This window comes from Kitasatospora sp. NPDC057595, assembly GCF_042800875.1.
GTDB lineage: Bacteria > Actinomycetota > Actinomycetes > Streptomycetales > Streptomycetaceae > Kitasatospora.
The window spans coordinates 88809-113325 of record NZ_JBHVGL010000018.1 but is presented as its reverse complement, the minus strand read 5'-3'; the positions used below and the strand labels follow the sequence as shown (position 1 = coordinate 113325).

Here is a 24517-nt window from a genome sequence, read left to right as displayed (position 1 = left end):
ACCGTCGGCGCACCGACCCGGGAGGCCGCGGCATGCCGAAGGCGGGCAGGTACCACGAGGGCGTCCCCTGCTGGGTCGAGCTGGGCGCGGTGGACCTCGGACGGGCCCGGCGCTTCTACGGCGGGCTGTTCGGCTGGGAGTTCGTCGAGCTGCCCGGCTGGAGCGTCGCCACCCTGCGCGGCGCCCAGGTCGCCGGACTCACCGCCCGGCCGCCCGGCGCCGCGCAGTCCTGGACGACGTACCTGGCGGTGGCCGACGCCGCCCGGACGGCCGAGGCGGTGCCGGCGGCGGGCGGCCGCGTGCTGCGGGAGCCGTACGAGGTACCGCCCGAACAGGGCTGGGCCGCGCTCGCGGCCGACCCGGGCGGAGCGGTGTTCGGCCTGCGGCAGGGACTGCTCTGGCAGGGCGCGGGCCTGGTCGACGAGCCCGCCGCGTTCAGCTGGAGCGAGCTGCACTCCCCCGACCCGGACCGCGCCCGGGCCTTCTACCGGCGGGTCTTCGGCTACGACTACGGCCGTGAGAGCGACGGCGCCACCCTGTTCCGGGTCGACGGCCTGCCGGCCGGCGCGATCGCCCTGGGCCCCGACAGCGGCTGGTCGGTCCACTTCGGCACCGCCGACACCGACCTCGCGGTCGCCCGGGTCCGCGACCTGGGCGGAACCGTCCTGACCGCCCCCGAACCCACCCCCTACGGCCGCCGCGCCGTGGTCCGCGACGACGCCGGCGCGCCCTTCACGCTGATCGGCCTCCCGTCGGCGGAGCGGTCCCTGGCCGCCTGAACCCCGGCTGTCCGGACCCGGCTGTCCGGACCCGGGCTACCCGAGCCCCGGCTGCCCGAGCCCCCGGCGCAGCCGGGCGACGTCCTCGGCGTCCTTCGCCCGGCGCGGACGGCGCGGGTCCCAGACCGGCATCATCCGCTTGATCTCGATCTGCGCCGCCGGTGCGACGATCGGACAGACCAGAGCGCCGAGCCGCCCCGGCGGTCCGTCCAGCAGCCCGGCCGGCCAGGCCGTCCCCGCCCAGGGGCCACCGGCCACCAGCACCCGGCCGTCCGGCGCGAGGTCGACCAGCGCGAAGCCGGACTCCAGGCCGTCCCTGACGACGTCGAACTGCTGCTCCGGCGGGCTGCCCGCCAGCGGGCGGTAGCCGAGGGCGTCCAGCGCGGCGGCGAGCGCGGCGGCGTCGGCGGCCGGGACGAACCAGTCGACGTCCTCGTGGTCGCGGGTCTGCTCGCCGAGGAAGAAGTCCATCGCCCAGCCGCCCCGCAGCCACACACGTGTGCCGAGACGGCGGGCGAGGCCCACCGTCTCGGCGATCTGCGCGAGTTGCCCGTCGGCTCGCTCCCGGTCCATGGACCCCACCTCCACGGCACCGGACGCTATACCCGTCGCAGCTTCTCGTCGCGGGGTTTTCGTCAGGGCCCGGGTCTCAGTCCTTGACGGCGCCCGCCAGCCCGGAGACCAGCTTGCGCTGCACCGCGATGAAGAAGATCAGGACCGGCACGGTCATCAGCGTGGAGGCCGCCATGATGCCGCCCCAGTCGTTCTCGTCCGGCTTGAAGAACACCAGCAGGGCCGAGGGGAGGGTCTGGTTCTCGGTCGCGCTGATGATGAAGGTCTTGGCGAAGACGAAGTCGTTCCACGCCGCGATGAAGGAGAACACGCTGGTCGCGGCCAGCCCGGGGGCGACCAGCGGCAGCAGGATCGTCCACAGGATGCGGGTCCGGCTCGCGCCGTCGATCTGCGCGGCCTCCTCGATCGACACCGGCACGGCGGCGACGAAGCCCCGCATCATCCAGATCCCGAACGGCAGCGAGAACGCCAGCTGCACCAGGATCAGCGAGGCCAGGGTGTTGAGCCCGATGCCCGGCGCGTACTGGCCCGCGTCGCGGAACATGAAGAACAGCGGGATGGTCAGCGCCTCGACCGGGATCATCTGGGCGATCAGGAACATCACCATGATGGTGGTGCGGAAGCGGAACTTGAACCTGGTCACCGCGACCGCCGCGAGGAAGACCACCACCGCGGAGAGCGCCACCACCGACAGCGCGATCACCAGGCTGTTGACGAAGTACCGGCCGAAGCCGGACACGCTGAGCACCTGGCGGAAGCTCTCCAGCGTCGGGTGCGCCGTCCACGGACGGGGGTTCAGCGACTGCACCTCGCCCTTCGGCTTGAAGGCCGAGAGCACCATCCAGAAGATCGGGAAGGCGGTGACGACGGCCACCAGGAGGGCGGTGGTGTTGGCGCCCAGGCGCCAGCGGCTACGGGCGTTCACAGTTCGTTCCCCGTCCTGCGCAGCGAGCGGATGTAGAGGACGGTGGGGATCACCAGGATCAGCAGCATGATCACGCCGATGGCCGCGCCGAGCCCGTACTGGGAGGAGGCGAAGGCCTTCTGGTAGGCGTAGACGTTGAGCACCAGGTTCTGGCCGGCGATGCCGCCGCCCTCGGTCATCACGTAGATCTGGGTGAAGACCTTGAAGTCCCAGATGACCGACTGGATCACCACGATGGTCAGGATCGGCCGGAGCATCGGGGCGGTGATCCGGCGGAAGGTGGTCCAGGTGCTGGCACCGTCCAGCGCCGCCGCCTCCAGGACCTCGGTCGGGATCGCCTTGATGCCCGCGTACAGCGTCACCATGACGAACGGGAACGAGTGCCAGACCACGACGGCACCGACGATCAGGAACGCCGACCACTTGTCGTAGAACCAGTTGTACTCGTGGAAGCCGTTCAGGCCGATGCTCACCAGGGTCTTGTTGACCAGGCCGAGGTTGGTGTCGAACAGGAAGCTCCACACCGTCGAGCCGGTCATCGCCGGCGCCGCCCAGGCCGCCATCGCGGCGGTGGTCAGCACCAGACGGGGCACCCGGCCCACCTTGGTCAGCAGCACCGCGAGGGTGGCGCCGACGGCCAGGGTGGCGACCACGCAGAACGCGGCGAAGCCGATCGTCTGGCTCAGCACCGACCAGAACTGTCCGTCGCTCAGGATCTTCTGGTAGTTGCCGAAGCCGACGAAGCTGGTCGGCACCCCGCCGGAGGCCTGTGCCTGCCCGAAGTCCAGCACGGACAGCAGGCCGAGCTGGTAGATCGGGTAGGCCACCAGCGGGATCATGACGACCGCGGCCGGCAGCAGGAGCAGCAGCGGGGTTCGGCGTCGGCCGCGCGGGGGCGCGGCCGACGCCCTGCCCCGGCGCCACCCGCTCGGGGAAGGCGGCGCCGCCGGGGCGGTCGTGGTGGATGCGGACACGTACGGGACCTGCTCTCTGGATGCCCGGTGGGCCCGGGTCCGGCGGCGGGGAGCCACCGCCGGACCCGGGTTCAGCCGGCCTGGGCTGTCGACCTGGACCTGCTGGGCCTTCGCTCAGTGGGCGGCGAAGGCCGAGGTGATCTGGGTGGCGGCGTCGCCCGAGGCCTTCGCGACGTCCGCCTTGCCCGTGACGACCTGCTGGAGCATCGTCGGGATGACGGCCTGCGCGTCGATCTGCGCCCAGGCCTGGTCCAGCGGCACGAACTTGGTGCCGGCCGCGATGGTGTCGGTGAAGGGCTTGAGGAAGGCGTCCTTGGCGGCGACCTTGGTGTTGACCGACTTCAGCGTCGGCAGGTTGCCCATGGCGTCGTACATCTGCTCCTGGTACGCCGGGCTCGCCAGCAGCTCGGCGAACTCCACGGCCAGGGTGCGGTGCTTCGCCGCCTTCATCACACCGAGGTTGTTGCCGCCGGCGAACGCCGGGGCGATCGAGCCGGCCTTCTCGCCGGGCAGCGGGACGACCGCGTACTTGTCCTTGGCCGCGCCCGCGTCCACCTTGCTGCGGCTGGAGTTCGGCAGGATCGCCATCGCCGCCTTGCCGGCCGCGAAGAGGTCGACGGTCTTGCCGCCGGTGAGGTCGGCGCACTGCTGGACCGGGCAGCCGTTCTCGTTGAACAGGTCCGTGTAGCGCTTGAGGCCGGCCTGCGAGGCGGGCGAGCTGATCGCCGCCTTGAACTTGTCGCCCTCCTTGACGGCGATGTCGCCGCCCGCGTCCCAGACGAAGGGCAGCGCGCCGAAGGTGTACTTGCCGCCGACCGCGATGCCGAAGGTGTCCGGGTGCGCGGAGTGGATCTTCTCGGTGGCGGCGACCAGGTCGGCGTAGGAGGTCGGCGCGGCCAGGCCCGCCTCGGTGAACATGTCGGTGCGGTAGTACAGCGCGCGCACACCGACCCACCACGGCAGGCCGTAGGTCTTGCCGTCGAGCACGGCGGTCTTGGCGATCGCCGGGTCGAGGTCGCCCTTGTCCTTCCACTTGTCGAGGTCGGCGCCGATCTCGGCGAGACCGCCGGCCGCGACGTAGCCGGGCAGGTCGGTGTTGCCGAACTCGACCAGGTCCGGGGCGCTGTTCGGGTCGTTGAACGCGCCCTTCATCTTGGCGGCACGGGCCGAGGCGTCGGTGTCGATGTAGCTGACGTTCACGGTGACGCCCTGGTGGGAGGCCTGGAACTCGGTGACCGCCTTGCTGATCACCGCCTCCTTCGCGGCGTTGCCGGCCTCGTTGTACAGCCAGACCTGCAGCGTGCCGGTCTTGTCGTCGGCGGCCTTGTCGCCGGCCGGCACGGCGGTGCCGGGCGAGCAGGCGGCGGCAGCGAGGCAGGTGGCGGCGAGAACGGCGGCCGCGGTGGTCCGTCTGACGATGCGCATGGGTGTGGAGCCTCCCCTCCCGACAGCTGCCGCCGAGACGCGCGCCGCTGGGGACGGGCACGTCGAAGCAGGCCCTGACCGGGGCCGGTGATGGGTGCGTACGTGAACGCGTGGATGTGGGGGTGGTGCAACGCGGGTACGGCAGAGCGACCGCTCGGGTGGGCTGCGTCGCCTGCTCGATGCCAGGGACGTTAGGCGCGGGCGCTCGCGCCCAACAAGACCCGGTTCGCGAAGTTTTGCACTGCACAACGCTGTATCGAAAAAGCGGCGGCCACCCCCGAACGGGGTACGGTTCGACAACCGCTGCCGTCCGGCGGCGGAACGAGAGGGGAACGGGACCGATGACGGAACAGGAGGCCAGCTCGGCCACCTCCACCACCGCGAAACCGAAGAAGGCGGCGGGCGAGCGCAACCAGTCCTCCTCGCTGCGCCGGGCGCTGTCCGTCCTCGGCTACGTCCGCGACCACGGCGACGGGCGCGGCGTCCCGCTCGCCCAGCTCGCCGAGGCGCTCGACCTCAACAAGTCGACCGTGCTGCGGCTGACCGGCCCGCTTCTGGACGAGCACCTGCTCGACCGCGACCGGGAGACCGGCTGGTTCCGGCTCGGCCACGGCTCGCTGCGCCTCGGCCAGGCCTATCTCACCACCCTCGACCTGCGCAGCGTCGCCGCCGAGCACCTGCGCCGCCTCCAGCGCGAGGCCGGCGAGACCGTCCACCTCACCGTCTGGCAGGCACCGGGCATCGTCTACCTGGACAAGGTCGAGGACGAGACCAATGTCCGGATGGCCTCCCGGGTCGGCAGCCGGGCCCCCGCCTACTGCACCGCGACGGGGAAGGCGATCCTCGCCTGGCTCCCCGAGGAGGCCGTCACCGAGGTCGTCGCCGCCGGCCTGCGCCCGGTCACCGCCTGGACCATCTCCGACGAGACCCACCTGCGCGCCGACCTCGCCCGCATCCGCGCCCGCGGCTACTCGATCGACGACCGCGAGAACGAGCCCGAGGTCCGCTGCGTCGCCGCCCCGATCTTCGACCACACCGGCGAGGTGACCGCCGCACTCTCGGTGTCCGGCCTCACCTCCCGGATGACCGCCGCCCGCGTCCGCGCCCTCGGCCCGATCGTCGCCCAGGTCGGCCTGCGCATCTCCCGCGAACTCGGCTCCGACCGCCCGGTCCCGTGACACGCGGAAGGGCCCGGCACCTGAACGAACAGGTACCGGGCCCTTCCGACCTCGGAGCGCCAGGCCCGGATTGCACGGACTCTCCCCACTGAAAGTGGGACGTGCTCTGGTAGCACCACTGACGCCTGACGAGGAATCATCTCCCTCGCGACAGGAAGAACACTACCAGCTCGGAACACCTGCCCGAACCACGGGAAAACCCCGGGTGACATGCGAACGGGCCCGGCACCCGTGAACTCGGGTACCGGGCCCGTTCGGCCTCGGAGCGCCAGGCCCGGGTTGCACGGACTCTCCCCACTGAAAGTGGGACGTGCTCTGGTAGCACCACTGACGCCTGACGAGAGATCGTCTCTCTCGCAACAGGAGGAACACTACCAGGCCGGAGCGGATGCGCCGGACCACGAACGGTCGCCGCCGCCGAACCCCGCCGCCGTCACAGCTTCATAACGTCGTGTCAGTTGAATGGCTGTGACATTGCACATATCACATCATGCTTCCCATGAGAAAAATCATCACCTTACTGTCCACCGCCACCGCCATCGCCGTCCTCGGCGGCGCCGTCGCCGTCGGGGCCGAGCCCGGGAGCGGAGGGATCGACGCCGAGAGCGTGCTGGCCGACACCGGACAGGGAACGCTGGCATGGAGCTCCTGCGGGGACCCGGCCACGCCCGCGCTCCAGTGCGCGATGCTCGACGTACCGGTGGACTACTCCGACCCGCGCGGACGCAAGATCAAGATCAAGCTGAACCGCCTCCCGGCCACCGCGCCGAAGGAGAAGCGCCAGGGGCCGATCCTGCTCAACCCCGGCGGCCCCGGGGGCTCCGGACTCTGGATGCCCGTCTCCATCGCCGGGCAGGTCCCGGCCGACGTCGCCTCGACCTACGACTGGATCGGCTTCGACCCGCGCGGGACCAACGGCAGCGAGCCCCATGTCGTCTGCGACGCCCACTACTTCGAGGCCGAGCGCCCCGACTACCAGGTGAGCCAGGGCTCCGCGAAGGCCTGGCTGAAGAAGGCCGCCGGCTACGCCTCCGACTGCGCCGCGGAGTGGTCCTGGCTGCTCCCGCACATGACCACCGTCGACAACGCGCGCGACATGGACAGCATCCGGCGGGCGCTCGGCGAGCCGAAGATCAACTTCTACGGCGCCTCCTGGGGCACCACGCTCGGCTCGACCTACGGGCAGCTGTTCCCCTCACGGGTGCGCCGGATGGTGTACGACAGCATCGTCGGGCCCACCATCTCCTGGTACGAGCACAACAAGCTCCAGGACAAGGAGCACCAGCGCCGCTTCGACGCCTTCGCGGCCTGGACCGCCAAGGCCGACTCCGTCTACCACCTCGGCACCGACCCGGCCGACGTGAAGCGGGCCTACGACCAGGTCGAGGCCGCCCTGCGGACCGACCCGCTGGACGCCGCCCCGGCCCCCGGGAAGATCGGGCCGGCCGAGTTCGAGGACACCTTCTACGGCGGCGGCTACAACTTCCTGCGCTGGCCCCGGATGGCCACGGTGATCTCCGCGTACGTGACCCGGCACGACACCCGGCCGCTCGCCATCGCCTACAACCGCTACGCGGCGCCCAGCGGGAACGACGGCTCCTTCCCCGCGTACAACGCGGTCCAGTGCAACGAGAACGCCTGGCCCCGCGACTGGGAGTACTGGAAGAAGGACCAGGCCGAGGTCAACGCCGTCGCGCCGTTCTACACCTACAACAACATGTGGTACAACGCCGCCTGCATGTTCTGGCCGCACGAGGGCAACCGGGCCGGCCGACTGAAGATCACCGGGAAGGGCCTGCCGCCCGCCCTGCTCTTCCAGTCCACCGAGGACGGCGCCACCCCGTACGAGGGCGGGCTCGCCATGCGCGACGCACTGCCCAACGCCAAGCTCGTCGTCCAGGACGGCGGCAGCTTCCACGGGATCCTGTTCCGCGGCAACGCCTGTCTGGACGACACCTTCACCGCCTACCTCCGCGACGGCAGCCTGCCGAGCGGCAAGGGCCGGATCGCCAAGACCTGCGCCGCCGGCGCCGAACCCGACCCGGTCTACGTGACCCCGCCGCCGACCGCCAAGGCCGCCATCGGGGCCACCGGCTCACCCGACGCCGCCCCGCTGTCGCCCACCGACCCGGAGGCCGTTCTCGGCGGGCTCCGCTGACGGAGGAACGAAAAGCGGAGGGGCCCGGCACCTGAACGAACAGGTGCCGAGCCCCTCCGACTTGGAGCGCCAGGCCCGGGTCGCACGGACTCTCCCCACTGAAAGTGGGACGTGCTCTGGTAGCACCACTGACGCCTGACGAGGAATCATCTCCCTCGCGACAGGAAGAACACTACCAGGTCAGAGCACCTGCTCCGACCGCGCGGGCTCGTCGGGACGGCGGCCCTCCCGCGCACCGTCGGGCCTCGTGTACCGGACCCCGGTGGCGAGGGTGAAACCGAGCGCCTCCAGTCGCGCGGCGACGACGGCCGGGCTCGTCTTCCCCCCGCTGGCCTGCAGGACGTGCGCCAGCCCGACGGGCACCCGGGGGTCCAGCCACCGGGCGCTGGATTGCGGGTCCGGTCGAATCATCTCGACGTCCTCGGCCGTGACCGTCTCGGGAAGCGCCCCGTCCACCTCCAGCTCCAGGCCGAAACCGAGCTCCTTCAGCCGCGCCTGCACCACCGCCGGCGAACACTTCGCCCGGTGTGCCGCACGGAGCACCTGCCCGTGCGACACGACCCCACCGGACGTCGGCCGGCCCACCCGCTGGCCGATCTCCTCGTCGAGGACGGACAGGCTGAGCGGATCGGCCGAAGCCGGCACCGTGACGCCGGCGGGCAGTCGATGCCCGAGGTCGGCAAGTCGGGCCGCCACGCTCCGGGGTTCCCTGCGCAGTCGCAGGGCGGCGTCCATGACGTGCTTCAGCTGAAGCGGTTCCAGGGGGTCCAGCCAGGGCCCGGCGAAGTTGAGTCCACTGCTCAGGAGGATCAGGTCCTCGGGCTCGACGCAATCCGGAACGACCGCGCCGTCCGGCAGGGTGAGCCCGAGCTCCGTCAGACGCGCCGCGACCGCCGGCGGCGACCAGCCCAACCGCTCGGCCGCCGCCAGGACATGGCCGATGGACACCGCCACCGAGTAGCTCAGCCACGGCCCGAGCCCGTCGAGGTCCCGGCTCACGAGCACCAGGTCGTCGGCCTGTACGGCCTCGGGAACCACCGCACCGTCCGGCAGCGTCAACCCGAACCCGGCCAACCGCTCCACCACCGCCGCCGGCGCCCACCCCAACCAGCCGGCGACCATCAGCGCGTGCCCCAACCACAGCTGGCCGCCGAGGTCCGGCGCGCGCCAACTTCCGTCCTCGGTCCAGATGATCAGGTCCTCGGGCTCCACGGCCTCCGGGAGGACCACGCCTTCGGAGAGGGGGAATCCCAGCTCCGACAGGCGCGTCACCACCGCCGTCGGCGACCGTCCGAGGAGTTCCGCGGCCTTGAGGACATGGCCGGGGGTGACCCCCGTGGCGGCCGTCAGCCACGGAGCCACCGCGTCGAGGTCCCGGCTCACCAGCACCAGGTCCGCGGTCTCGACGGTCTCCGGAACCACCACACCGTCCCCCAGCGTGAACCCGAATCCGGCCAACCGCTCCACCACCGCCGCCGGCGCCCACCCCAACCGGCCGGCACACCGCAGCACGTGCTGCACGGACACCGGCCCCGAGTGCTTCAACCACGGCCAGGTGCGATCGAGCCGCTCGCTGAGGATCAGCAGGTCGTCGGGGTCCGCCTCCTCCGGCAGGGCGGCCCCGGCGGCTCCCCGCAGGCCGAACTCCGCGAGCCTCGCCAGCACGGCCGAGGTCGGACGCCCCAGCCAGGCGGCCACGTCGAGCACATGCCCGGCCGGGACGGGGACGTCACGCTCCAACCAGCGGTCCCGGGGATCGGTGTCGTCCCCGGGAGTCACGCGGCCACGAGGCGCACGGGCTGCCTGGTTGAGCAGGTAGTGGTCGGACGGACGGGCGAGGACGGCGGGCCCGTCCCCGGTCACCGCGACATCGGCGAACGTTCCGGCCGCGGCCCAGGCCAGCGCCCGCCATTCGACGACGTAGGCGGGTATGGTCCGAGGGGTTCGGAAGGCGGGCAGACCCGACGCGTCCGTCCGGACGAGGTCCGCGTCCGAGGGGAAGCAGCCGACGACGGCGCTGTCCCCCGAAGGCCCGCGCGAGGACCCCAGGGCGAAACTGCGGGCCGCCGCCTCGGCGGCCACGGCATCGGCCAGCCCCGGTAGGTGGCGCACCAGTTCGGACAACCACCCGTGGTCCAGCACCTCGGCGCCGGGCCGCAGCAGTGCCGGGATCTGCCGGTGCAGGAGCTCCGACACCCATCCGGTGTCGTACGACAGCGTCTCCCGCCGGTCGACGGTGAGCCGGGGCGTCTTCTTCCCGCTGAGATCGACAACGACTCCGAAGAGGGGCAGACCGACCCAGAGGCCGTCCGCCAGGACGCCCCCGCCGCTTCCCACCCACCAGACGTCGGGCCGGTCCGTGGCGTCGACCCGGACCTTGGGTACACGCTCCGCCTCCCGCCGGTAGGGATCCTGCGCGCCCAACGGCGCCACCGGGGAGAGCTCGTCCGGCTTCCAGTGCAGGTCGGTCTCGCCGTCCTGCGCCGTCACGGTGTACTGGGAGCGCCAGAGCAGCCGCCGCAACAGGTCGGTGCAGGAAGGCGCGGTGTCGGGATTGCGGAGGTAGAGGCGCACGATGGTTCCGGCGTCGTAGTCGCGCCCGAGGTCACGGATCCGGAACAGCGAACCCGGGCCCGCGATGTGCACCTCCAGCCGGTTCCCCGGGTGGCCCTCGCGGTCGAGCCGACAGGTGGTCACCCGGATGTCATCGGCGATCATGAAGTAGCTCAGCACCCCGATGCCGAAGCGACTGTTGGGGTGGAAGTCGATGCCCTCGGCACGCCAAGCCGCCTGCTCGTCGATGAACTCGGGGAGCTCCGCGAAACGCACGCCCGCGTGCGAGAACACCTCGCGCAGCTCACGCGTGCCCATGCCGATGCCGTTGTCGCGGCATTCGATGTACGCGCGGCCGTCCTCGTCCACCCCCTGCACGAAGCCGATCCGCCCCGACCACTTCCGGAGGTTCGGGCGCTGCTTGCGCAGGTACCGGGTCCGGGCGTCTCGGTAACGGCAGGCGTCGAGCGCGTTCTGGTACAGCTCGCGGATCGCCAGGGCCGGGTCCCCGTAGAGCTGTTCGCCCATGAGGAGCTCCTGGATCCGGTCGTCGGCGAGCCGGAACCGCAGGTCGGTCGCCTCGTAGACCGGCCTGTTCCGTGCGTCGACAGCGGCGCGGACGCGGTCGGCGGTCGCGTGCGTCGGCAGGAGCTGGAGCGGGGCGAGCTGAGGATCGTCGGCCGCCTGGGTGTCGATCGTCCGCAACAGGGCGTCCAGCGCGGCGGCCTGTTCCCGCAGGGCCAGCCCCACCGCCGGGTGGTGGCAGGCGGCGGAGAGCACCCTGGTCCGGCCGCGCTCCTCCCAGCCGGCCCCCTGGACGGTCAGGTGCAGCTCGGCCAGGTCGACCGCGTCGAGGCGGATGCCGAGGTGGTCCACCACCACGTCCGGCAGCCGCAAGGGGTCGATGGCGAGGTGGTGCGCCACCGCCAGCAGCGCGATCAACAGCTGCTCCCGCAGCTGCTGTTCCGCCGTGGTGGATCCGACCAGTTGACGCACCGGACGGACCGCGCTCGGGTCGTAGGCGGTCCGGAGCGACCGCAACAGGGTCGTGAGGGTGTCGAGTCCGAACAGCTCGTGCACCAGGCGGCGGTCGACCTCGGTCTCGACCCCCTCGGTCAACCGGTCGACCGGCCCGCACAGTTCGTCCAGGATCTCCTCGTAGTGCCCGCCCGGCTTGTGGGCCAGCCACTGGCGGAACACCCACCAGCCGATGCCGGCCGCCCCGGCGCGGTCACCGTCCCGGACGGCCTGGGCCGCCCGGCGGACCTGCCGCGACCGGCCGACGGCGAACTGCTCGTAGGCCGACCGCGGTTCGGAGGGGTTCGCGGCCGGCGCGAGGTCGCCCGGCACGACCGGCAGGGCGCGGACCGCCGCCCGGTTCGCACAGGCCACGTACAGGAAGGGCACGACCACCAGGAGCAGCGCCTCGGCCGGTGAGAGCGCCGGCTTGTCCCTGCCGAGCACCTTCGACAGCAGCCAGCCCAGCCGGACGGTCATCCGCTCCGCCAGGTCGGTGCGGAACCAGGGGTCCTCGCTCAACGCCCGCCCGTCGCGATCGGCCTCCCGGGCCAGTCCCGCGACCAGCACGGCAGCCGTCCCGCTCATCGCCTCGGCTCCCTGGCCGCCGCCGGCCAGCATCCAGGCGGGGTGCTCCCTGGCCAGCCTGACCCACGGGTGCACACCGTCCGGGCCGGTGCTGCCGCGGTCCGGGCGCTCGAACAGCACGAAGTCGTCGAGACCGGTCTCGGTCCTGATCCGGATCCGCTGCGGCGCGGCCCTGTGCGCGACGGTCAGCCGGTCCAGCTCGCGCTGGAGGGGGCCGGACAGCTCGGCCAGGGTGCGGGGACCGCCCTCGTCCGCCACCACCGCGCTGAGGGCCCGCGAGAAGAAGCTGAAGGCCGCGCCCTCGTCCGCGAAGAACTGCGCCGACTCCCCCTTCGAGCAGGCGTAGACGTAGCCGTAGTGCCGCTCGCCGATCCGTTTCACGTCCGTCTCGGACCAGCGGTGGGCGTTGGTGACGGACATCTCCTTGAGCGTGATGCCCTCCCGGCAGGCGTCGACGAAGACCACGACGTCGCCGGCGAGGCTGCGCTCGACGTAGGGGCCGAAGTCGAGGGACAGGCACTTGCCGGGGAAGTCGTGGGCGCTGGTGCGGGCTCCCTTGGGCACGAGGTAGTCCACGTCGCCGTGGTGGACTCCGTGTCCGCTGAGGCACAGCAGGAGGGTGTCCCCCTCCGCCGCGCTCTGGAAGAAGCCCTCGATCGCCGCGTCGATGCTCTCCCGGTCCGTCTCGCCGGGCTCGTGGACGGCCACGTCGTAGCCGGCCGACGTCAACGCGCCCGCCAGCTCGGCCATGTCGTCGGTGACGAAGGGCAGATCGGGGATCGCCTTGTCGCGGTACTCGGGCACGCCGATCAGCAGGGCCCGGAAGGATCCGTTCATCGTGTGCGCAGCGGGCCGCCCGGTCAGGACCCGAAGGTCAGCGTGATGGCGCCCTTCGCCGCCACCTGGGCCGAGGTGCCGACCAGGGTGATCCCTCCGCTCGCGGTGACCTCGAAGGCGATCTGGGCCTGCTTGAGCGGCATGCCGCCGTCCGGGACCCGGATCTCGCCGAGCACGGCCTGGAGACCGTCGACGGTGCGCTGGAGGTTCGCCCGGAGGACCTCGACCGGGATGCTGCGGACCGAGGCCTCGCCCGCCGCGCCGTCCCGACGACCGAACAGGCCCTTCTCTCCGACCGTGGACGACTGCCCGGTGTCGTCGATCGAGACCAGGAAGTCGAGGGTGTGCACACCCTCCCCCACCGCACCGACGGTCGTGTCCGCGTCCTTGCGCTGCTCAAACACCGAGTCCCCATCCTCATGTGAGCGTCGTCGAGTTGACACATCATAGGGGAACCCGGTCGGGCTTCGGATCGACCGTCACCCGCCCGTGTCGCCGGGGAACCGCGCGGTCGCGGCGAGGTCCGCGCCGGGCTGCGGCGCGCAGCGCGAAGGCGAGGGCGGCGGCGGTGAGGAGCAGGAGGTGGGCGGCCTCGGCGGCGGGGTCGGTGAGGGCGAGGGTGCCGTGGTGGTGTTCGACGAAGCCGTTGTGGAAGAGCCAGCCGGCGAGGCCGATCAGCGGGGCGGCCGCCGGGTGGGAGTGGCGGCCGACGGCGGCGGCGAGGGCGGTGTAGGCGGTGAGGGCCACCCAGGTGGGACGGAGTTCGCCGAGGACGGCGAGGACGGGGAGCAGCGCGGCGGAGGCGGTGAGGGCGACGGCGAGCGCCGCCGAGGGGGCGAGGCGGGCGGTCACGCCGTCACCGTCAGGCGGGTGCCGGGGTGGCGCCGCAGGGCCTCCAGTTCGCGCTGGAGCGGCGGTTTGGGGACGGCGAGGACCGCGCAGGTGGCGTGCCGCGTGCAGTAGGCGGTGATCGACGGGTGCAGGACGCGGGCGAGGGCGCCCCGCCCGCCCGCGCCGAGCACGAGCAGGTCGTCCGGCCGGTCGGCGCAGCGGACCAGGGCCTGCCCGGTCTCGCCGCGGACGGCGACGGCGCGCAGCCGGACGCCCGCCCCGGCGCCGGCGAAGGCCTGGTCGAGGGCGTCGTGCAGCCGGGTGGCGGCGGCCTCGCGGCAGGCGGTCAGCAGCGGCGGGCAGGGTGAGCGGCGGTAGCCGAACTCGCCGCCGACCGGGGTCCAGCAGTGCACGGCGAGGACCTCGGCGTCGAGGCGGCGGGCCTCGGCGACGGCGCGGTGCAGGGCGGCGAGGCTGCCGAGCGAGCCGCTGACGCCGACCACGACGCGGCCGCGGCCGTCGTCCTCGGGGCAACGGGGTGTGCCGGGGAGGTCTGTCGGCTGCTCGTCCGCCATGGTGCTGTCCGTCCTCACGGGTGGTGGCTGGTGTCGTCGGGTCCAGCCAAGCCGTGGCGGAGGGGGGCGGGCGGTTCGTTGACGCAGCTCTGACGCGCACGGGCCCGGTCCGTACGGGTTCCTGACGCGCGGTGGATTCCGGTCAGGCGGTGCCCGGCGCGGTGCCCGGCCCGTCGGCCTCCCAGAGGTCGGCGAACATCCGGTCCAGGTGCTCCTCGCCGATCGGCGGGACGGGCAGCGGGTGGGTGGCGCGGGTGCGGAAGCCGTCGAGCAGCAGGGCGAGGTAGCGGCGCCACAGGTCGGGGCGCAGGTCGGCGGCGGCGGGCAGGGCGCGGCAGAGCGGGCCGAGCATGAACAGCAGGTCCATGGTGACGACGTCGGTGCGCAGGGTTCCCTGCTCCTGCGCGCGGGCGACCAGCGTGCCGACCGTCACGGCGTTGCGGCGGCTGATCTCGATCATCCCGGGGACGGCCGGGATGGCCTGGGTGACCAGGTCGTTGATGCCCCGGTCGGCGGCGACCAGTTCGAAGATCCGCGCGAAGTAGCGTTCGATGGCGCTCCAGGCGTCCTCGGTGGCGAGCGCCTCGGCCCCGGCCTCGTCGAGCAGGTGGGCGGCGTCCGCGAAGACCTCACCGATCAGCGCCTCGCGGGTCGGGAAGTGCCGGTAGAGCGTGGCGTTGCCGACGCCCGCCTCCTTGGCGATCTGGTCGAGCGGTACGTCCAGCCCGTGCGCGGCGAAGAGGTCGCGGGCGGTGGCGAGCAGCAGGTCGCGGTTGCGCTGCGCGTCGCGCCGCAACCGCGCCGGGGGGTTCGCCCCGGTGGGGCCGCCGGTGCCGTTCGTCCTGCTCACTGCCATGCCCCGACCCTAGCAACCCGGGCAGTCCCCGCCGGGCCGGCCGGATCGGCGGCGGCGCGCCCGGCGGGACGGTGGCCGGGGGGCCACCGGTGGAAGAACAGGTGGAAGAACAGGCGGCGACGGGGTCCGGGCGAGGCGGCGGTGACCTGCGAGGACGCGGGGGATCGGTGCGCAAGGCCGACTGGACGGCCGCGGACGCCTGCCGCGCCCGGGGCCGGTGGTGGTCCGCCGCCCTGTCCTCGGGCCGAGCCGGGCCTCGACCTGTCGCCCCGAGGCTGTCGGCCTCCTCACACCCGTCGCCCAATCCGCCTCCGCGCCCTGCCGTCCGCCTAGGGTGATCTTCCTCGGCGCGGATCCGGATCGGGCGATGGGGTGGAGCAGATGAGCGTTTCCCTGACGGCACACCAGCTGATCGGGCTGCTGGTCGACCCCGGCAGCTACCGGAGCTGGGACGAACCGGGCACCGCCGAGCCCGCCGACCCCGGCTACCGGGCGAGCCTCACCCGGGCGCGGGAGCGCACCGGCGTGGACGAGGCGGTGGTCACCGGCCTCGGCCGGATCGGCGGGGAACCGGTGGCCCTGGTCGCCTCCGAGTTCGGCTTCCTCGGCGGCTCCATCGGCGTGGCCACCGCCGAACGGATCACCCGCGCCGTGGAGCGGGCCACCGCCGAACGCCTCCCGCTGGTCGCCCTCCCGGTCTCCGGCGGCACGCGGATGCAGGAGGGGTCCGCCGCCTTCCTCTGCATGCTGCGGATCACCGCCGCCGTGCAGGCCCACCGGGCCGCGGGCCTGCCGTACGTCACCTACCTGCGCAATCCCACCATGGGCGGGGTGTTCGCCTCCTGGGGCACCCTCGGGCAGCTGGTCCTCGCCGAGCCCGGCGCACGGCTCGGCTTCCTCGGCCCGCGGGTGTACGAGGAGCTGCGGGGCGTCGGGCTTCCGCCCGAGGTGCAGCGCGCCGAGACGCTCGCCGAACGCGGCCTGGTCGACGCGGTGGTGGCGCCCGAGGAACTGCGCGAGGTGCTGCGCCGCGCGCTGTCCATCCTGACCCGTCAACCGCTGCCGTCCCCTTCCCCCGCCTCTCCCCTCAGGGAGCCCGCCGAGCGCCCCGATGCCTGGCAGGCCGTCCTCAGCACCCGCCGCCCCGACCGTCCGGGCACCCGGGAGCTGCTGCGCCGCACCACCGAGGAGCTGGTCCTGCTCGACTCCCCCGGCGGCCGCGACGGCGCCCTCGTCCGCGCACTCGCCGTACTGGGCGGGCAGCCCGCCGTGGTCGTCGGCCAGGAACGCCGGGCCGGCACCCGGGAACGTCCCTTCACCGCCGCCGACCTGCGCGCCGTCCGGCGCACCGCCCGCCTCGCCGAGCAGCTCGGCCTGCCGCTCGTCACCGTGGTCGACACGGCGGGCGCCGAGCTCTCCGTCCAGGCCGAACTGGACGGCGTGGCCGTCGAGATCGCCCACTGCCTCACCACCCTGCTCTCCCTGCGGACGCCCGTGCTCGCCGTCCTGCTCGGCCAGGGCTCCGGCGGCGGCGCGCTGGCCCTGCTCCCCGCCGACCACGTCCTCGCCGCCGCCAACGCCTGGCTCGCCCCGCTCCCCCCGGAAGGCGCCTCCGCCATCGTCCACCGTGACGGTACCCACGCCCCCGACCTGGCCCGCTCCCAGGGCATCACCGCCCACGACCTGGCCGCCGTCGGCCTGGTCGACACCGTGATCGCCGAACTCCCCGACGCCGCCGACGAGCCCGCCCCCTTCTGCGCCCGCCTCGGCCACGCCGTCGCCACCACCCTGGCCACCCTCACCGCTACCCCCGAACCCACCCGCCTCACCGCCCGCACCACCCGCCACCGCCGCCTGGGCGACGTCCTCGACCTGCCCTGACGGCGACTGGGGGAGTAGGAAGTCGGCCGATCCGACTTCCCACTCCCCCGGCCCGCAGCGCCGGCACCCCCACCCGGTACCGCTCTCCCGCTGCTGGACGCCAACCCCTCCACTCCGAGGAGGGCGTCCACAGCCTCACCGGGCTGCCGCCGATGCGCGTGCCTCCAGCCGGAGGTCGATCAGGAGCCGGGATCCGCGCTCCGCCGAGAGCCGACCGGACGGAGGCCCCCCGAGGCGGACACGCCAAGTTGCTTCGCATCCACACCATTTCGCTCCGTCAAGCACATGCTCGACGGAGCGAAGTGACGTGGAGTGACGAGCAAGGGGCCCGGCGCGGCCGACCGTTGCGGCGGCGAGCCGATGTCGGATCAACCTCTCAAAACAGACACGTGGATAACTTGTGCGCATATACGACAAGTTTCAATGATTCGGTGCTTTACTCCCGTCTCAAGATCAGGTCCCCACTGCCCTGATCCCGGTGCGTACACGGAGGTCTGACGCCGTGCGTGCCGAAGCTTCCGACCTGGAGGGATGTCCGGAGTGAACTGGTCAACGCGGGAGCCAACATCCGCCGACGGGCACGGGCACGCGTCCGTGCCCCGACCTGGGGCCGTCAGGAGATGCCGACCGCGGCAGCGCGGCGCGGCGGCGTCCCTTCGAACACGGATCGCGGTCCGCGGCATATCGCCGCAGACGCCTGGGGGTGCTGAATGACCGCCACAATGCGGGGCTCGGGACGGCACCGGGCGCGGCGGCTGCGTTCGGGAGCGGTGGTCGGCGCGCTGGCGCTGACGGCGTCGACGCTCGGCCTGGCGGTCACCGCGTTGAACCCGGCACCCGCCCAGGCGGCGGTGCCGACCGTCACGTGTACAACGAACCCGAACATGTTCAACACCGGGTACAACGCGGCGACCGGCGGTGTCCTCGTCGACAACTCGAAGGACGCGAACTGGCAGGTCGCCGGGCCCTTCCCGGCGACGGCCGCGGTCTCCCCGCCGCCGGCGGGTGCGGTGTTCGCCCCGGCCAACGTGGGCAGCCTCGCCCCGACCGTCTGGGCCACCAGCCCCTACAACAACGCGCAGTGGATCTCCCAGCAGACCAAGGCGGCTCCGGACCAAGGCCCGACGAACGGTGACTGGTACTACCGCTACCAGTTCGACCTCTCCCCGTCCGTCAGTCCGTCCGCCTTCGCGCTGTCGATGAACTTCCTCGCCGACAATGCCGTGGCCGAGGTATACGTCAACGGTGTCGCCCAGTCCACCAAGACGACCGGGCTCCCGCAGGCCACGCTGACCGCTCCGCCGCCGGCCGGGCAGATGACCGGCATCTACTACTACGCGGGCTTCACGACGGCGAACGCCGCGCAGACGACGCTGAAGAACAACTGGCAGACCGGCCTGAACACGATCGACGTGCAGATCAAGTCCGGTGCGAACGCGGAGGGTTTCGACGCGCAGGTCCGGCCGAGCGTCCTGTGCCCGACCCCCTCGGTGTCACTGAAGAAGACCGCGACGGTCACCCCGGCCGCCGACCAGACGGGCGCGAAGGCCGGTGACACGATCACCTACTCGTTCGCGGTCACCAACACCGGTTCGACACCGCTCGTATCGGTGGCGGTCAATGACCCGGCCCTCGGTGTCGTGACCTGCCCGAAGCCGCCGGCGTCGGGCCTGGCTCCCGGCGCCTCGGTCACCTGCACGTCCACGACGACCCACACCGTGACCCAGGCCGACGTGGACACCGGGTCGGTGACGAACACCGCGACCGCGACCGGCACCAACGACGTCGGCATGGTCAGCCCGCCCGCCACCTCCACCGCCACCGTGCCCACCCAGGCACCGGCGCCGGCACTGTCGGTCAAGAAGTCCGCCGCCACCAGCCAACCGGACAGGCTGGTCCTCGGTGAACAGATCGCGTACAGCTTCGTGGTGACCAACACCGGCAACGTCACACTGAAGGACGTCAAGGTCACCGAGGGCACGTTCACCGGCACCGGCACCCCGCCGGTCGCCACCTGCCCCACCGCCCAGGCCGCCTCGTTGGCGCCTGGTGCGTCGATGACCTGCACGGCCACCTACACGGTGACGCAGGCGGATGTGGACGCGGGCTCGATCAAGAACAGCGCCACCGCCACCGGCAACCCGCCGACCGGACCGCCGCCGGTGTCGCCGCCGTCCGAAGTGACCGTCCCGGCGCCGAACGACCCGGCACTGACCGTGACCAAGACCGCCTCCACCGGCAAGCTGGTCGCCGGCGAGAAGATCACGTACAGCTTCCGTGTCACCAACACCGGCAACACCACGCTGAAGGACGTCAAGGTCACCGAGACCGCGTTCACCGGCAGTGGCACGCTCGACCCGGTGACGTGCCCGAGTGGCGCCGCTTCGCTCGCTCCGGGCGCCTCCGTCGTCTGCACCGCCGGGTACACCGTGACGCAGGCCGACGTGGACGCGGGTTCGGTGAAGAACACCGCCACCGCGACCGGTACCCCGCCGAGCGGCCCGCCGCCGGTCTCCCCGCCGTCCGAGGTGACGATCACCGAGCCGCCGGCTCCCGCGATGACGGTGGTCAAGTCGGCCACCAGCAGCCGGCCCGACAAGCTCGTCCTCGGTGAGCAGATCACCTACAGCTTCGCCGTCAAGAACACGGGCAACGTCACGCTGAAGGACGTCAAGGTCACCGAGGGCGCGTTCACCGGCAGCGGCACCATGTCGCCGGTCACCTGCCCGAGTGCCGAGGCCGCCTCGCTGGCCCCGGGCGCCACCGTCACCTGCACCGCCACGTACACGGTCACCCAGGCCGACGTGGACGCGGGCTCGGTCAAGAACAGCGCCACCGCCACCGGCACCCCGCCGACCGGACCGCCGCCGGTGTCGCCTCCGTCCGAGGTGACCGTCCCGGCACCGAACGACCCGAAGCTCACGGTGGTGAAGTCGGCTTCGACCGGCAAGCTCGTCGCCGGTGAGGCGATCACCTACACGTTCGGGGTGAAGAACACCGGCAACGTGACGCTGAAGGACGTGAAGGTCACCGAGGGCGCGTTCACCGGCACCGGCACGCTCTCCCCGGTCACCTGCCCCACCGCCGAGGCCGCCTCGCTGGCCCCCGGCGCGACGATGACCTGCACCGCCACCTACACCGTCACCCAGGCCGACGTCGACGCCGGCTCGGTCAAGAACAGCGCCACCGCCACCGGCACCCCGCCGACCGGACCGCCGCCGGTGTCGCCTCCGAGCGAGGTCACCATCACCGAACCCCCGGCTCCGGCACTGGCGGTGGCCAAGACCTCCTCCACCGAGAAGCTGGTGGCCGGCGAGAAGATCACCTACAGCTTCCGCGTCACCAACACCGGCAACGTCACCGTCAAGGACGTCAAGGTCACCGACGGCCCGTTCACCGGCAGCGGCAAGCTCGACCCGGTCGTCTGTCCGGCGGAGGCCGCCTCGCTCGCGCCCGGCGCCACCGTCACCTGCACCGCCGGCTACACGGTGACGCAGGCGGACGTGGACGCGGGTTCGGTGAAGAACAGCGCCACCGCGACCGGTACGCCGCCGAGCGGCCCGCCACCGGTGTCGCCTCCGGGTGAGGTCACCATCACCCAGCCCCCGGCTCCCGCGATGACGGTCGTCAAGTCCGCCACCAGCAGCCGGCCCGACAAGCTGATCGTCGGCGAGACGATCACCTACAGCTTCGTCGTCAAGAACACCGGCAACGTGACGTTGAAGGACGTCAAGGTCACCGAGGGCCCGTTCACCGGCACCGGCACGCTGTCCCCCGTCACCTGCCCCACCGCCCAGGCGGCCTCGCTGGCGCCCGGTGCGGAGATGACCTGCACCGCCACCTACACCGTCACCCAGGCCGACGTCGACGCCGGCTCCGTCAAGAACAGCGCCACCACCACCGGCGTCCCGCCGACCGGACCGCCGCCCGTCTCGCCCCCGGGTGAGGTGACCGTCCCCGGGCCGTCGGAGCCGGCGCTGACCGTGGCCAAGACCGCGACCAGCAGCCGGCCCGACAAGCTGATCGTCGGCGAGACGGTCGCTTACAAGTTCGCGGTGAAGAACACCGGCAACGTCACCCTCAAGGACGTCAAGGTCACCGAGGGCGAGTTCACCGGCACGGGCACACCGCCGGCCATCACCTGCCCCGCCACCGAGGCCGCCTCGCTGGCTCCGGGCGCGACGATGACCTGCACCGCCGCCTACACCGTCACCCAGGCCGACGTGGACCGCGGCTTCGTCCGGAACAGCGCGACCGCGACCGGCGTCCCGCCGACCGGGCCGCCGCCGGTCTCCCCGCCCAGCGAGGTGACCGTCCCGGCGCCGAACGAGCCGGCACTGACCGTGGCCAAGACCGCCACCAGCAGCCGGCCCGACAAGCTGATCGTCGGCGAGACGATCACCTACAGCTTCGTCGTCAAGAACACCGGCAACGTCACCCTCAAGGACATCACGCTCAACGAGGGCGAGTTCACCGGCACCGGCGAGCTGTCGCCGCTCGCCTGCCCCACCGCCGAGGCCGCCTCGCTGGCCCCCGGCGTGACGATGACCTGCACCGCCACCTACACCGTCACCCAGGCCGACGTGGACGCGGGCTCCATCAGAAACAGCGCCACCGCGACCGGCGTCCCGCCGACCGGCCCGCCGCCGGTCTCCCCGCCCAGCGAGGTGACCGTCCCGGCGCCGAACGACCCGAAGCTGACCGTGCTGAAGTCGGCCTCGACCGGCAACCTCGTCACCGGTGAGCAGATCACGTACAGCTTCGCGGTGAAGAACACCGGCAACGTCACGCTGAAGGACGTCAAGGTCACCGAGGGCGCGTTCACCGGCGCCGGCACGCTCTCCCCCGTCACCTGCCCCAGCGGCGCCGCTTCGCTCGCGCCCGGCGCCACCGTCACCTGCACCGCCACCTACACGGTCACGCAGGCCGACGTGGACGCGGGTTCGGTGAAGAACAGCGCGACCGCGACCGGTACGCCGCCGAGCGGCCCGCCGCCGGTGTCGCCGCCGTCCGAGGTCACGGTGACCACGCAGGACCAGCCCGGTCTGTCCGTGGTGAAGTCGGCCTCGACCGGCACGCTGGTCGCGGGTGAGGAGGTCGTCTACAAGTTCGAGGTGAAGAACACCGGCAATGTCACGCTGAAGGACGTCAAGGTCACCGAGGGCGCGTTCACCGGCAGCGGCACGCTGTCGCCCGTCACCTGCCCGAGCGGGGCCGCCTCGCTCGCGCCGGGCGCGACCGTCACCTGCACCGCCACCTACACGGTCACGCAGGCCGACGTGGACGCCGGCTCCATCAAGAACACCGCCACCGGTACCGGCACCCCGCCGCGCGGCGAGCCGCCGGTCTCCCCGCCCACCGGGACGACCATCACGACGACCGACCAGCCCGGCCTGTCCGTGGTCAAGACCGGCCACAGCAGCAAGCCGAACGAGCTCGTGGTCGGCGAGCAGGTCCGGTACGACTTCACGGTCACCAACACCGGCAACGTCACGCTCAAGGACGTGAAGGTCACCGAGGGCGAGTTCACCGGCACCGGCACGCTCTCCCCGGTCACCTGCCCCACCGCCGAGGCCGCCTCCCTGGCCCCCGGCGCGTCGACGACCTGCACCGCCACCTACACCGTCACCCAGGCCGACGTCGACGCCGGCTCCATCAAGAACACCGCCACCGCCACCGGCACCCCGCCGCGCGGCGAGCCGCCCGTCTCCCCGCCGTCCGAGACGATCGTCCCGGCGCCGGAGAAGCCCGCGCTGGCGGTCGTGAAGACCTCCTCGACCGGCACGCTCGTCGCCGGCGAGCAGGTCACCTACAAGTTCGCCGTCACCAACACCGGCAACGTGACGCTGAAGGACGTCAAGGTCACCGAGGGCCAGTTCACCGGCCACGGCAAGCTCGACCCCATCACCTGCCCCAAGGAGGCCGCCACCCTCGCCCCCGGCGCGACGGTGCTGTGCACCACCACCTACACCGTCACCCAGGCCGACGTGGACGCGGGCACGGTCAAGAACAGCGCCACCGCCACCGGCACCCCGCCCAAGGGCCGGCCGCCGGTGTCGCCGCCGTCCGAGACGACCATCACGACGGACGACCAGCCCGGCCTGTCCGTGGTCAAGTCCGCCTCCACCGGTCAGGAGGACAAGCTCGTCGCCGGCCAGAAGATCACCTACAGCTTCGCGGTGCGCAACACCGGCAACGTGACGCTCAAGGACGTCAAGATCACCGAAGGCGACTTCACCGGCCACGGCAAGCTCGACCCGATCACCTGCCCCAAGGAGGCCGCCACCCTCGCCCCCGGCACCACCGTCACCTGCACCGCCGGCTACACGGTCACCCAGGCCGACGTCGACGCCGGCTCGGTGAAGAACACCGCGACCGCGACCGGCACCCCGCCGCGCGGCGAGCCGCCGGTGTCGCCCCCGTCCGAGGTGGAGCTGCCGCAGGCGCCGAAGCCCGCGCTCGCGGTGGTCAAGTCCGCCGAGACCGAGAAGCCCGGCAGGCTGGTCGCCGGTGAGAAGGTCACGTACCGGTTCGCCGTCACCAACACCGGCAACGTCACCGTCAAGGACGTCAAGGTGACCGAGGGCGAGTTCACCGGCACCGGCAAGCTCTCCCCCGTCACCTGCCCGAAGGAGGCCACTTCCCTGGCGCCCGGCGCCACCACCACCTGCACCGCCACCTACACGGTCACGCAGGCCGACGTCGACGCCGGCACGATCCGCAACACGGCCACCGCCACCGGCACCCCGCCCAAGGGCGAGCCGCCGGTGTCGCCCCCGTCCGAGATCACCGTCCCCTCCGACGGTCGGGGCGCGCTCGGCCTCACCAAGACCGCCGAGGTCACCGACGTCAACGGCAACGGCAGGACCGACACCGGCGACCGCATCGACTGGAAGCTCACCGTCGCCAACCAGGGCGCCGCCACCGTCACCGGCATCAGGGTCGACGACCCCACCGCCGGCGAGGTGACCTGCCCGAGGAGCAGCCTGGCCCCCGGCGAGACGATGCTGTGCACCACCAAGCCGCACACCATCACCGCGCAGGACGCCCAGCACGGCAAGGTCGTCAACACGGCCACCGCCACCGGCAACGGCGTCACCTCCCCCGAGGCCACCGCCACCGTCAAGGTCGAGCCCGACCCGGTCACACCCGGCAAGCCCGCCGAACCCGGCCCCACCGGCCTCCTCGCCCGCACCGGCGCCGCCGTCCTCACCACCGCCGGCATCGCGGGCGTGCTGCTGATCATCGGCGGACTCGCCCTCGCCCTCACCAGGCGCCGCCGCAACAACTGAAGCGGCGCGACCGGTGACAGCCGGAGAACCGATCGGTTCTTGTAACCGGATCGCCTGAGAGTGCCCCGCCGGGTG

General features: G+C 72.3%; 14 protein-coding genes. 5 read left to right on the top strand and 9 right to left on the bottom strand.

All coding sequences use genetic code 11. The features are described from left to right. Positions 1-32: 32 nt before the first annotated feature. The gene (locus ACFU9E_RS25305) at positions 33-779 is read left to right on the top strand and encodes a VOC family protein (protein WP_380684521.1); all 747 of its coding nucleotides are present in this window, start codon (positions 33-35) and stop codon (positions 777-779) included. A gap of 36 nt (positions 780-815) precedes the next feature. Here the strand turns inward: ACFU9E_RS25305 and ACFU9E_RS25300 are convergent, their stop codons facing one another. The 4 genes from ACFU9E_RS25300 to ACFU9E_RS25285 form a co-directional block, all read right to left on the bottom strand. Then, positions 816-1352 carry a nucleotidyltransferase domain-containing protein gene (locus ACFU9E_RS25300; protein ID WP_380684520.1) on the bottom strand — a complete coding sequence of 179 codons (537 nt, stop codon included), beginning with the start codon at positions 1350-1352 and terminating at the stop codon, positions 816-818. A 76-nt stretch (positions 1353-1428) separates the two neighbouring features. Further along, a complete protein-coding gene (locus tag ACFU9E_RS25295; protein ID WP_355374084.1) occupies positions 1429-2277 on the bottom strand; it encodes a carbohydrate ABC transporter permease in 849 nt (282 codons plus the stop codon). Next, entirely contained in the window at positions 2274-3251 is a 978-nt protein-coding gene (locus ACFU9E_RS25290; RefSeq protein WP_380715353.1) for a carbohydrate ABC transporter permease, read from the bottom strand. Before ACFU9E_RS25290 ends, ACFU9E_RS25295 begins: the two co-directional genes overlap by 4 nt. 114 nt (positions 3252-3365) lie before the next feature. Next, positions 3366-4676 carry an extracellular solute-binding protein gene (locus tag ACFU9E_RS25285; protein WP_380688662.1) on the bottom strand — a complete coding sequence of 437 codons (1311 nt, stop codon included), beginning with the start codon at positions 4674-4676 and terminating at the stop codon, positions 3366-3368. A 341-nt stretch (positions 4677-5017) separates the two neighbouring features. On the opposite strand from ACFU9E_RS25285, the gene ACFU9E_RS25280 reads away from it, so the two are divergent. Both ACFU9E_RS25280 and ACFU9E_RS25275 read left to right on the top strand, forming a co-directional pair. Beyond that, positions 5018-5854 (top strand): IclR family transcriptional regulator, encoded by an 837-nt coding sequence (locus ACFU9E_RS25280; protein ID WP_355368848.1) that lies wholly within the window; start codon positions 5018-5020, stop codon positions 5852-5854. 499 nt (positions 5855-6353) lie between these two features. Further along, the gene (locus tag ACFU9E_RS25275; protein WP_380688659.1) at positions 6354-8012 is read left to right on the top strand and encodes an alpha/beta hydrolase; all 1659 of its coding nucleotides are present in this window, start codon (positions 6354-6356) and stop codon (positions 8010-8012) included. A 180-nt stretch (positions 8013-8192) separates the two neighbouring features. Here the strand turns inward: ACFU9E_RS25275 and ACFU9E_RS25270 are convergent, their stop codons facing one another. The 5 genes from ACFU9E_RS25270 to ACFU9E_RS25250 all read right to left on the bottom strand — a co-directional run bounded on the left by ACFU9E_RS25270 (position 8193) and on the right by ACFU9E_RS25250 (position 15269). After that, positions 8193-13007 (bottom strand): caspase family protein, encoded by a 4815-nt coding sequence (locus tag ACFU9E_RS25270; RefSeq protein ID WP_380683566.1) that lies wholly within the window; start codon positions 13005-13007, stop codon positions 8193-8195. A gap of 23 nt (positions 13008-13030) precedes the next feature. After that, on the bottom strand, positions 13031-13411 hold the full coding sequence (locus tag ACFU9E_RS25265) for a hypothetical protein (RefSeq protein ID WP_380683565.1): 381 nt from the start codon (positions 13409-13411) through the stop codon (positions 13031-13033). Positions 13412-13451: 40 nt separating this feature from the next. Next, positions 13452-13859, bottom strand: coding sequence for a hypothetical protein (locus ACFU9E_RS25260; protein WP_380683564.1), 408 nt, complete (start codon positions 13857-13859; stop codon positions 13452-13454). Next, positions 13856-14431 carry a universal stress protein gene (locus ACFU9E_RS25255; protein WP_380683563.1) on the bottom strand — a complete coding sequence of 192 codons (576 nt, stop codon included), beginning with the start codon at positions 14429-14431 and terminating at the stop codon, positions 13856-13858. Before ACFU9E_RS25255 ends, ACFU9E_RS25260 begins: the two co-directional genes overlap by 4 nt. Positions 14432-14555: 124 nt before the next feature. After that, positions 14556-15269, bottom strand: coding sequence for a TetR/AcrR family transcriptional regulator (locus ACFU9E_RS25250; protein WP_380683562.1), 714 nt, complete (start codon positions 15267-15269; stop codon positions 14556-14558). 381 nt (positions 15270-15650) lie between these two features. Between ACFU9E_RS25250 and ACFU9E_RS25245 the strand changes: the two genes are divergently transcribed. Both ACFU9E_RS25245 and ACFU9E_RS25240 read left to right on the top strand, forming a co-directional pair. Further along, complete coding sequence (locus ACFU9E_RS25245; protein ID WP_380683561.1) at positions 15651-17150, top strand: carboxyl transferase domain-containing protein; 1500 nt, start codon at positions 15651-15653, stop codon at positions 17148-17150. 710 nt (positions 17151-17860) lie between these two features. After that, positions 17861-24442 (top strand): hypothetical protein, encoded by a 6582-nt coding sequence (locus ACFU9E_RS25240; protein ID WP_380683559.1) that lies wholly within the window; start codon positions 17861-17863, stop codon positions 24440-24442. Positions 24443-24517: the final 75 nt, after the last annotated feature.